Source organism: Microcystis sp. M44BS1 (genome assembly GCF_020244875.1).
Classification (GTDB): domain Bacteria; phylum Cyanobacteriota; class Cyanobacteriia; order Cyanobacteriales; family Microcystaceae; genus Microcystis; species Microcystis panniformis.
On sequence record NZ_JADBVM010000284.1, the window covers coordinates 1 to 9,030 of the forward strand.

Consider the following 9,030-nt stretch of genomic DNA (forward strand, 5'->3'; position numbering starts at 1 on the left):
CAAACTAATCATATTGAAAGATTAAATAATACCTTTCGACAAAGGATTTCTCGGCTGGTGAGAGAGAGTCTATCTTTCTCTGAAAAAATGGAGAATCACGTTGGGGCTGTTTGGTATTTTATCCATGACTACAATGCACAGCTGGCAAAGGATTAAGCCGCCATCACTACTACCGAATCACCACCCTGCTTCTTTCCCTTGCGGGGTTCCGCACCTGCCTTAACAGATTTACTCTGTTCTGGTCTTATGGTCGCTCTACAGACTGACACCGCAAGCCCTGCGGCCAAAATGTTTTTACTAGCGTTAACATCTCCGCAAGGGGCGGGCGAGCGGTCTATACACAAGAGTAACCCAAAACCAGTAATTTTGCTGATGCTGCCAGTTAGCGATCGCCTCCAGCTATTCTTAAAATTCCCGTTTTTAAGATTTTTTTTAATCATCACGAGCGGACTTCCTTGATGTTGATGTCCCTAGCAGTGGAATTATCGCCAAATCTTCTGAACCCGAATTTTCGTTCAATTTGGGTTAAGATAACCAATAAACCCATTCTAGAGGACTTAATCATGATTAGAGCCTATGCTGCCCGAGAAAAAGGGGGAAAACTAGAGCCTTTTGACTACGATCCGGGTATATTAGCGGATGAAGATGTAGAAATCGCGGTGGAATATTGCGGCATCTGCCACAGTGACCTAAGTATGCTCGATAACGATTGGGGACTGACCACCTATCCCTTTGTCCCCGGTCATGAGGTGGTCGGTACGATCGCCGCTCTTGGTGCTAAAGTCAAAGAGTTAAAATTAGGGCAAAGAGTCGGTCTTGGTTGGTTTTCCCGTTCCTGTTCCACCTGTGAAACTTGTATGTCAGGGGATCAAAACCTTTGTGCTACTGCCGAAGGAACTATCGTCGGTCGCCATGGCGGTTTTGCCGAAAGAGTCCGGGCCCATCATAGTTGGTTAGTTTCCTTACCGGAGCAGTTGGATGCGGCCAAAGCTGGCCCGCTTTTCTGTGGTGGCATTACCGTCTTTAATCCGATTGTTCAATTTGATATTAAACCCACGGACCGAGTTGGTGTCATTGGTATTGGTGGATTGGGCCATATAGCCTTAAAATTCCTCAAAGCTTGGGGCTGCGAAGTAACCGCTTTTTCCAGTAGTCCCGACAAAGAAACAGAAGCAAAAGAACTAGGTGCGACTCATTTTATCAATTCCAGAGACCCCGAAGCCTTGCAATCGGTACAAAATTACTTCGATTTCATCATCTCTACCGTTAACGTTAATCTCGATTGGGGTCTTTATATCGCCTGTTTACGTCCCAAAGGTCGTCTGCACATTGTTGGGGCTGTTCTTGAACCCATGGCTACCTATGCTTTTCCCTTGATTATGGGTCAAAAATCGATTTCTGGTAGTCCTTTGGGTAGTCCCAGTACCATTAATAAAATGATCGAATTTGCCTCTCGCCATGGCATTGAACCGGTGACAGAAACCTATCCTATCTCCCAGGTGAATGAAGCCATGGAAAAATTGCGAACCGGACAACCTAAATATCGCCTCGTCTTACAAATAAAATAAAACCATCTCTATCCCGGACGTAACCCCGATGACTCAACCCCTCACTCCTCCAGTTATCGATTGGGAAGAACCTCCCATTCCCCCGGAAGACTTGATTTTTGATGATGGAGAACCTTTGGAAACGCACCGTCACCGCAAGGCCATGAATGTCTTAATCGATTCTATCGAACAAGCCTATCAGGATCGAGAAGACTTTTTTGTTGGCGGTAATATGTTTATTTACTTTAGCCGTGAGCGGGTTTTTAATAAAGATTTTCGTGGGCCCGATTTTTTCGTTGTCCTCGATATCGATGGTAGTTATAAACGACAAGGATGGGTGGTTTGGAACGAAAACGGACGTTATCCCGATGTGATCGTGGAATTAATGTCAGAAAGCACCGCAAAAATCGATTTAACTACCAAAAAAAACCTCTATGAGCGGACTTTTCGCTGTTCCCAATACTTCGTTTATAATCCCTTTGATGCCACTTCCCTGCAAGGTTGGGCTTTAGACCAAAATCAGTGCTATCAAGAAATTATTCCCGACCAGCGCGGTTGGTTATGGTGTCAACGTTTGGGATTATGGTTAGGAGTCTGGATGGGCAGCATCCAACGAGAAGAAGCCCCTTGGCTGCGTTTTTATGACCTAGACGGCAATTTAATTCTCCTACCTGCGGAATTAGCCGAAATCGAACGTCAGAACGCTGAAATTGAACGTCAGAATGCTGAAATCGAACGTCAGAATGCTGAAATTGAACGTCAACGGGCCAGGGCAGCCTCTCAACAGGCTGAAAGCGAACGTCAACGGGCGGAACGTTTAGCAGCGCAATTACGGCAATTAGGCATAAATCCCGATGAAACCCCGTAATCGGCCCAAGACTGACCCCTATCTCTAAAAACCGAAAGCCCACACCTTCCGATCTCGGTTTGTGTGGGCTGATTGTTCACTTAATTCTAAGATTGAAAGCTGACACTTTGGCGAAATCTCAGAGCCTAACTCAGAGTAGCACCAGAGCGATCATAAGTTTGGGAAGAGAAGTCGGCCGAGAAGCGACGTTGAACGGTTTCCCCGTGGCCATTGTCATTGTCAATACCGATTTCAGAAGCACTTCTGCCTAACATCGATTGTTGACGATTTTTGACGGCGTGGTGGTGACGCATCATTAAGGCACGAGCTTGTTGTTCTGTGGACATAATCATTTCCTCCGATCTGCAAATCGCATTTTGAACTTTTTTAATCACCCACTAATATATATAACATACAATTCTGTATCTATTTTTACAAAATGCCCTAATCCCAGAAAAATTAACAAAACTTTACAATAGGAGGCAGGGGACAGGGGGCAGCTTTATTCTCCCCACTTCCCCACTTCCCCACACCCCACACCCCACACCCCAAGACATCAATCGTCCTCAGACCTTAATCGAACTAGGTTCATCGACGGCGGCGATAATGCGATGACAACCGGAAAAGGGTTGCGCCCATTGATACTGGTGTTCTAAAGGATTACCCCAACAGAGACCGAGATATAATTCTGTGCGCGCCACATCTAATTCCGCCCATTCGGACTGGGCGACTAATTCGGCTAGAGAATCGGCAGAAATGGGACGACGGGAGTTAAGTGCCCACCAAAAATTCATATTAGGGGTGATACTGTCCCAAAACTCTAAAACCGAGGCTTTGGAAGCCATGAGAATTTCCTTGTCACCCTCCACGGCAACTAATTGATTATGAATTTCGGGATAACGGAGAGTGCGATCGCCCCATTGACAAACACGCCAGATAATACCCGAAACCTGATATTGTTGTTGATAATCATGAACTTGGCGGCGAAAATCCTGATAGGCGAAGACTTTGCCCGCCTTTTCTAGATTGATCGCCTTGGCAATCACCGGATTATCAATGCGCTCCGCCGGGGAGAGTAACAGACGTTCCCCTTTGCAAGTGGCGTGCATTTCTCGCTCGAGGATTTCAATTAACTGCTGTGTCGAGTAAGCCATACTACCGCTCTTACCTGAGAGAGGATTTCTCTTTATGATAAAATAATTTAGTAATTAGGGTTGGCTGAATAAATCTAAAAACCTTGTTGGATAAGACTTTTAGACTTTTTTGACCTCAAAAAGTGCCAGCCGAGAGTGATCGGGGCGAAAATTCCGGGACTTTTTCCCTGAAAATTGGGTAATTGACCGTCTGAAAATGGGTAAAACCCTACACCCCCCTGCCCCCCCGAAAAACTTTTTGCCGCAAACCCTAATTAAGCGACTACTAACTGTTTTAAGGTTAGCAATTAACTTGGATAAAGCGATGTCAGGCTTGTAATCAATAATCAGGTGAACGTAATCCGAAAAAAAGTGATCTAGACCTGTTAACAGGCAATTTATCCCTCGAATGAGCTACAATTATCGGTCAAACGTGGTTAATAGCGAGCAGATGCGTCGCATTGAAGGGGCGATTTTTGCCTCCGGTATGCCTGTGGCCGCTTTGATGGAAAAGGCAGCCCTGTTAACGGCACAAAAGTTTAAAAAGTCCTATTCTTTGGCTGATTTCCCCAAAATCGGTGTTATCGTTGGGCCTGGTCACAATGGCGGCGACGCTCTCGTGATTGCTAGAGAATTACATCTCGCCGGTTATCAAGTATCTCTTTTTTGTCCGATCGCCAAACTCAAGGATTTAACAGCACAACAGGCTAATTATGTCAAGCATTTAGGCTTAATTTTTCAGAAAACTTTAGAATCTTTGGAGGATTGTCAGTTAATTATCGATGGTCTTTTCGGTTTTGGTTTAGAAAGGACTTTATCGGGAGATATTGCCGAATTGGTCGATAAAATTAATAGTTGGCAAAAACCGATAATTAGTATCGATATTGCTTCGGGAATTCACACCGACACTGGAGAGGTTTTAGGCACAGCAATTAAAGCCACTCATACCTTTTGTTTGGGACTCTGGAAGCGAGCTTTTTTACAAGATGTGGCCCTACCCTATCTAGGCAAAGTGGAGTTAATTGATATAGGAATTAGTCCCCTTGACCTAGAAACAATTTTACAAGATTCACCGCCAATTCTGAGAGTTAATCCCGATCTAATTCGCCCTTATTTACCTTTACCCCGTCCTCTACTTACCCATAAATATCAGCAGGGACATTTATTAATTATCTGTGGTTCTCGTCGTTATGCAGGGGGGGCAATTCTCACCGGATTAGGAGCGCGAGGTAGTGGTGTGGGAATGCTTTCTATTGCCGTTCCTGCTGCCCTCAAATCTTTATTAATTAGTCATTTACCAGAAGCATTAATTATCGATTGTCCCGAAACTGCCACGGGAGCTATTGCCGAACTTCCCCTCGAATTAAATAATTATCATGTCCTCGCTTGTGGTCCGGGATTAACCACAGAAAATCCCGCTATTATCGAACAGGTTTTAGATAGTGATAAGCCGATTATACTTGATGCCGACGCTTTAAATATTTTGGCTCAATTGGGCATAGAAAAATTATCATATCGCCAGAATAAGACAATTTTAACGCCTCATTGGGGAGAATTTAAACGCTTATTTCCTAACTTATCATGTTCTCAAGACAGGATTAATATCGCTCAAGAAGCATCTCGACAAAGTGGTGCAATTGTCTTATTAAAAGGAGCCAGAACTATAATCGCCTCCCCGGGCGGTAAAATGTATATAATCCCCGAAAGTACCTCCGCTCTAGCGCGAGGTGGTAGCGGTGATGTCCTAACAGGATTAATCGGCGGATTCTTAACCCAAATGCCGGATCATCCCCCAGAAGCAACCGCATTAGCGGCTTATTTACACGCTCAAGCTGGCATTTTAGCAGCCAAAGAAAGGACGGAATTAGGAGTAGATGGAGTGACTTTAGCTAATTATTTATTTGCTGCCCTGAAAGGTTTAAATTAAACTCCGGGGGGAAACACACGCAACCCAAAAACCGAGTAAAATAGATCAGGGATTAAGTAGGTAGGTGTTAAAAATTGTCAGATTTCCCCCTTATCAAGGGTAGGGTTGATTCATGAATCAACCCTACTATGAATTAACCCTAGGATTAAGGGGGGATCAGAATTGATAATTTTTACTGTATCTAACATTAAAATATCTTTCATAATACCCACCAAACCTAAGAGAGCCAAAACATTATTAATAGCATAAGTGTACTGTATTTAAACTGAGTAGGGAGATTTTAGTACAAATGCTCGGACTACCTCAACCTAGCTCCGGCTCTCCCTTCTCCGGTGCAGTCTTAAGGATAGTCGGCATTTGATAAAACATAAGGAATGTTAACCAAAACCACTTATCGTTAGGAATTTTGATAAGTTGGAGATTGAACAAAGATAGAAAGTCTCTAGCGCTGACAACTATGGCTGTAATTGTCCAAAAATACGGTGGTACATCGGTAGGTTCCGTGGAACGCATTCAATCGGTCGCTCAACGGGTCAAAAATACGGTAATAGCAGGAAACACCGTGGTGGTGGTCGTTTCTGCCATGGGGAAAACCACCGATGGATTGGTCAATTTAGCCAAACAAATCGCCGCCGAACCCTCGCGCCGGGAGATGGATATGTTATTATCCACGGGGGAACAGGTAACGATCGCCTTGATGAGTATGGCCCTAGAGGAAATCGGACAACCGGCCATCTCCCTAACCGGCGCTCAGGTGGGAATTGTCACGGAATCCGAACATAGTCGGGCCCGTATTTTAGAAATTAAAACCGATCGCCTTTCCCGTCATCTATCGGAAGGTAAAGTAGTTGTGGTCGCCGGTTTTCAAGGTGTCAGCGATAGTGATCAACTAGAGATTACCACCCTAGGGCGCGGTGGTTCCGATACCTCGGCCGTGGCCCTAGCAGCCGCCTTAAAAGCCGATTTTTGCGAAATTTACACCGATGTACCCGGTATTCTCACCACTGACCCCCGTTTAGTCCCCGAAGCGCGTCTTTTAGACCAAATCACCTGCGATGAGATGCTCGAATTAGCCAGTTTAGGGGCGAAAGTTCTCCACCCGCGAGCGGTGGAAATCGCTAAAAATTTCGGGGTTCCCCTGGTTGTCCGCTCCAGTTGGACCGATGAGCCGGGTACTTGGGTGACATCCCCGGCACCGAAACCGCGCACCCTGCAAGGATTGGAATTGACAAAAGCAGTGGATGCGGTGGAATTTGAGGGTAATCAGGCGAAAATCGCCCTTTTACGGGTTCCGGATCGTCCCGGCATCGCTGCCCGTTTATTCGGGGAAATTGCCCATCAACAGGTGGACGTGGATTTAATTATTCAATCGATTCACGAGGGTGACAGCAACGATATCGCCTTTACGGTGATGGGAAATGCCTTGAAAAAAGCCCAATCCGTGGCCGAAGCGATCGCACCGGTTTTACGTTCCCATCCCACTAATACAGAGGAAGCGGAAGTGATCATCGAATCCGGGGCCGCTAAAATCGCCATTACCGGCGCTGGTATGATCGGCCGGCCGGGAATTGCTGCCCAAATATTTAGCACTTTGGCCGCAGCGGCAATTAATATCGAAATGATCTCCACTTCTGAAGTAAAAGTCAGTTGTGTCATCGATGAAGCGGACGGAGAAAAAGCAATTAAAGTCCTTTGTGATGCTTTTCAAGTGGAGTATTCTGCTAAAGTTGCTAATCGCGAAATCCCTAAAAATTTAGTCCCGGTACGGGGTGTGGCCCTAGATAATAATCAGGCACAAATGGCCATTCGTAACGTCCCCGATCGCCCCGGGATGGCGGCGAGAATTTTCTCGGTTTTAGCGGCAAAAAATGTCAGTGTCGATATGATTATTCAATCCCAACGCTGCCGCATTGTCGATGGTATTCCCCGACGGGATATCGCTTTTACTTTGCCCCAAGCTGATGCTAATTCCGCCCAAAAAATCCTTTTAGAACTATCGGAAAGTTTGGGTTTACAGGAAGTGGTGGTTAATAATGATGTGGCCAAAGTGAGCATTGTTGGTTCGGGAATGGAAGGACAACCGGGGGTAGCAGCACGCTTTTTTGAAGCTTTAGCAAAGGAGAAAATTAATATTTTGATGATTGCTACTTCTGATATAAAAATCAGTTGTGTGGTGAATCAGGAAGATGGAGTCAGGGCCCTACAAGTGGTTCACGCCGCTTTTGGATTAGCTGGACAGGGTAAAATTGAAGTACCCGCCTAAATGAAATTACAAGTTCTATGATGGGGGTAAGAGTTGTTTATATTGTTGGCAACTTAACCCCCCAAAAACCCGATAAATAAGTTAACCCTCATCACCCCGATTTTATCTATGGAACCGATAACAGTGGCGACAATTGTTGCTTTGGTATTTCAGACTACTGTAGAAAAATTTACCGAAGCTGCTCTAGAAAAAATTAATACTTTGCGGCAAATCATCTGGAATAAACTTAAGGCTAATTCTAATGCTGAAAAAGCTTTACAAGCTGCTGAAAAAGGGTCAAAAACTGATCTAGAAAAAGTAGCAGATTATTTAAAGGTTGCCATGAATGATGAAGCAGATTTCGCCGAAAAAGTCAAGGGTTTAGCAACAGAAATTCAATCCTTGAAAATTCAGGATAATAGTAGTATGAACCAGACTAATTATGGAGGTCAAAATTTACAGAATCAGGGTGAGATTCGTGAAGTTTATCAAGCAGAAACTATAAACATCAATAAACCCTGACTGCAGCCGCCTGTTAAGGAACAGGTTAAACAACATCCTCACAATTTATCTAATAGTAATATCCCTAGATTTGTTGGTAGGAATCAGGAATTAATTGACTTAAAAACTCAATTACAACAATCCCAAAAGCTTGCTATATCTACCTTAACGGGAATGGGAGGCATAGGTAAAACCGAACTAGCCAGACAGTTTGGCTGGCAACAATGGCAGGAAAAAGCCTATCCGGGGGGTATATGTTGGTTAAATGTGGCAGAAAGTGACGGCGGTTTTATCGGTACTTCTATTTTAGATTTTGCGCGGGTACATCTCAAATTAACTTTACCAGATGAGGGAGAATTAGACGTAAAAATTCGTTATTGTTGGCAAAATTGGTTAGCGGGAAATGTCCTAATTATTTTTGATGATGTGCGGGATTATCAGCAAATTAAGGATTATTTACCACCGCAAGAGGAGAAACGCTTTCAGGTTTTAATTACCACTCGCAAGGAATATTTATCAGCGACAATTGCGACTTTTCGGGTAGAAGTATTAAAAGAAAAAGATGCACTTGATTTATTGCGTTCCTACCTTGTAGATAACAGAATTGACACACAAATCGAGGCAGCTAAATTATTATGTCAGGATTTGGGTTATTTACCCTTGGCGTTAGAATTGGTGGCAAGGTTACTGGTACGACGACAGGATTGGAAAATTAGCAAAATACGCGATAAATTAGCCGAAAAAGGCTTAGATGAGCCAATCTTAGCCAAAAATCCCAAGTTTCATGGGGAAATGACTGCGGAAAGAGGGTTAAAAGCTGCCTTTAATCTCAG

General features: G+C 44.3%; 9 protein-coding genes and 1 pseudogene. 7 read left to right on the forward strand and 3 right to left on the reverse strand.

Going from position 1 to position 9,030, the window contains the following annotated elements:
* From IM515_RS21490 to IM515_RS21500, 3 genes are all read left to right on the forward strand, one after another.
* On the forward strand, positions 1-156 hold a 156-nt coding region (locus tag IM515_RS21490; RefSeq protein WP_287698181.1), incomplete at its 5' end, for an IS1 family transposase.
* Between the two features lie 407 nt (positions 157-563).
* Positions 564-1,568: an NADPH-dependent aldehyde reductase Ahr gene (ahr, locus tag IM515_RS21495; RefSeq protein WP_287630108.1), complete on the forward strand. Its 1,005-nt coding sequence runs from the start codon at positions 564-566 to the stop codon at positions 1,566-1,568.
* Positions 1,569-1,596: 28 nt separating this feature from the next.
* On the forward strand, positions 1,597-2,415 hold the full coding sequence (locus IM515_RS21500) for a Uma2 family endonuclease (protein WP_287630109.1): 819 nt from the start codon (positions 1,597-1,599) through the stop codon (positions 2,413-2,415).
* Between the two features lie 125 nt (positions 2,416-2,540).
* Here IM515_RS21500 and gifA read toward each other — a convergent pair whose 3' ends face one another.
* From gifA to IM515_RS21515, 3 genes and pseudogenes are all read right to left on the reverse strand, one after another.
* Positions 2,541-2,741 (reverse strand): glutamine synthetase inactivation factor IF7A, encoded by a 201-nt coding sequence (gene gifA / locus IM515_RS21505; RefSeq protein ID WP_002771911.1) that lies wholly within the window; start codon positions 2,739-2,741, stop codon positions 2,541-2,543.
* A 219-nt stretch (positions 2,742-2,960) separates the two neighbouring features.
* Entirely contained in the window at positions 2,961-3,548 is a 588-nt protein-coding gene (locus tag IM515_RS21510; protein ID WP_287630110.1) for a hypothetical protein, read from the reverse strand.
* A 249-nt stretch (positions 3,549-3,797) separates the two neighbouring features.
* A pseudogene (locus tag IM515_RS21515) lies at positions 3,798-3,893 on the reverse strand (transposase); the annotation flags it as partial.
* Positions 3,894-3,936: 43 nt separating this feature from the next.
* Here IM515_RS21515 and IM515_RS21520 point away from each other — a divergent pair.
* From IM515_RS21520 to IM515_RS21535, 4 genes are all read left to right on the forward strand, one after another.
* Positions 3,937-5,454, forward strand: coding sequence for an NAD(P)H-hydrate dehydratase (locus IM515_RS21520; RefSeq protein WP_287630111.1), 1,518 nt, complete (start codon positions 3,937-3,939; stop codon positions 5,452-5,454).
* A gap of 457 nt (positions 5,455-5,911) precedes the next feature.
* Positions 5,912-7,717 carry an aspartate kinase gene (locus IM515_RS21525; RefSeq protein WP_287630112.1) on the forward strand — a complete coding sequence of 602 codons (1,806 nt, stop codon included), beginning with the start codon at positions 5,912-5,914 and terminating at the stop codon, positions 7,715-7,717.
* 108 nt (positions 7,718-7,825) lie between these two features.
* Positions 7,826-8,218 carry a hypothetical protein gene (locus IM515_RS21530; protein WP_287632717.1) on the forward strand — a complete coding sequence of 131 codons (393 nt, stop codon included), beginning with the start codon at positions 7,826-7,828 and terminating at the stop codon, positions 8,216-8,218.
* Positions 8,219-8,353: 135 nt separating this feature from the next.
* Positions 8,354-9,030 (forward strand): NB-ARC domain-containing protein (locus IM515_RS21535; protein ID WP_346304786.1); only part of this gene is annotated, 677 nt, incomplete at its 3' end.

Excerpts from the sequence above, each read along its gene's own strand:
- gifA (WP_002771911.1), bottom strand. The coding sequence starts at position 2,741 with ATGTCCACAGAACAACAAGCTCGTGCCTTAATGATGCGTCACCACCAC.
- IM515_RS21510 (WP_287630110.1), bottom strand. The coding sequence starts at position 3,548 with ATGGCTTACTCGACACAGCAGTTAATTGAAATCCTCGAGCGAGAAATG.
- ahr (WP_287630108.1), top strand. The coding sequence starts at position 564 with ATGATTAGAGCCTATGCTGCCCGAGAAAAAGGGGGAAAACTAGAGCCT.
- IM515_RS21530 (WP_287632717.1), top strand. The coding sequence starts at position 7,826 with ATGGAACCGATAACAGTGGCGACAATTGTTGCTTTGGTATTTCAGACT.
- IM515_RS21525 (WP_287630112.1), top strand. The coding sequence starts at position 5,912 with ATGGCTGTAATTGTCCAAAAATACGGTGGTACATCGGTAGGTTCCGTG.
- IM515_RS21520 (WP_287630111.1), top strand. The coding sequence starts at position 3,937 with ATGAGCTACAATTATCGGTCAAACGTGGTTAATAGCGAGCAGATGCGT.
- IM515_RS21500 (WP_287630109.1), top strand. The coding sequence starts at position 1,597 with ATGACTCAACCCCTCACTCCTCCAGTTATCGATTGGGAAGAACCTCCC.